The organism is Mycobacterium sp. E1386, assembly GCF_001672745.1.
In the GTDB taxonomy this organism is placed as follows: Bacteria; Actinomycetota; Actinomycetes; order Mycobacteriales; family Mycobacteriaceae; genus Mycobacterium.
Map to the genome: position 1 here is coordinate 1 of NZ_LZKH01000140.1, position 727 is coordinate 727.

1 pseudogene is annotated in these 727 nt (G+C 74.0%); it reads right to left on the bottom strand.

Annotation, left to right across the window (positions count from 1 at the left end):
• Positions 1 to 727: pseudogene (locus A5709_RS28470) on the bottom strand (hypothetical protein); the annotation flags it as partial.

The window sequence follows — 727 nt, forward strand, 5'->3', positions numbered from 1 at the left end:
ATACATTCAAATCGGCTCCGCCCACCATCGAGCCGGCCGCGCCGGCCGTGTCGCCGCCGGTGTCGCAGAACCCGGCCCCACGGGTCCGCGGCCATGGTGGTTGCGCCCTCGCCCGCCCGCAGCGCCTGGCGGGCTTGGCCGTCGGCGCCGATCGTCGTCACCGAGGTTTGCCCCCGGTCCAGGACCGCCGTCGTATTCCCTTGCGCGGCAAGCGCGTCGACGCGGGCGAAGATCTTGGTCCGGCTGCCGACGGTCGCGGTGTCGACGCTGCCCGGTGTCGGGGAGGCAAGGGTATAGACAGCCCCGTCGGCGCTGCCCAACACCAGTTTGCCATCGGCGCGCTGGGCGACCGCGGTGAAGTCGGCCTGCCCGGCGTCGGTGACGTTCACCTGCCTTGTACGGCCGGTGGTCAGGTCGACCACGACATAGCCGCCCCGGGCGGCCAGGAAGAGCGTGCCGTGGCCGTCGTCGGTCAGCGAGGTCGCCGGCCCCGGCAGGTCGATGACGCGCGGTGCGGCCTGCGGGTCACCGAAGACCGTGACGGTGGCAGGACCCGGCGGGGCGGCGGCGGGCGCCAGCACCGCCAGCTGCTGGGCGCCACCGTCGAACACCGCGGCCGTGGCGTGGGCGACCAGCGCGCGGACCACGCCGGCCGGGTTCTGCGACACCGGCGGCGACACGGCCGGCGCGGCCGGCTCGATGGTGGGCGGAGCCGATTTGAATGTAT